The 295-nt window shown below is 54.9% G+C and carries 1 protein-coding gene; it reads left to right on the top strand.

The features are described 5' to 3' along the window. On the top strand, positions 1 to 162 hold a 162-nt coding region (locus A37A_RS22130; RefSeq protein WP_196799525.1), incomplete at its 5' end, for an enoyl-CoA hydratase/isomerase family protein. Positions 163 to 295 lie beyond the last annotated feature (133 nt).

Raw genomic sequence — 295 nt, 5'->3', positions numbered from 1 at the left:
GCGCGTGCCGACTTTCCGGAAGGGATCCGCGCACGGTTGATGGATAAGGACGGAAATCCCCGGTGGAGCGACAAGAACATCGCAACGGTGTCGATCGAAAAGGTGGAAGAGCACTTCGCAGCCCCTTGGGCTCCGGAAGAGCATCCTTTGAGAGATCTTTGATTTGAGAGATCTTTGAGGTTGACCGAAAATCGCCGCGCAAGCCCCTGGCTTTAGCCATGGGGTGAGCGGCGAGGCAAAGCTTGATGGATATTTACGTGTCTGTATAAGATGCTGGAGAGCATTCGATGCGAGC

Source organism: Verrucomicrobium sp. 3C (assembly GCF_000379365.1).
Lineage (GTDB): Bacteria > Verrucomicrobiota > Verrucomicrobiia > Methylacidiphilales > Methylacidiphilaceae > Methylacidimicrobium.
Note: the sequence above shows the minus strand (reverse complement) of the source record. Positions and strands in the feature narration are given on the sequence as shown.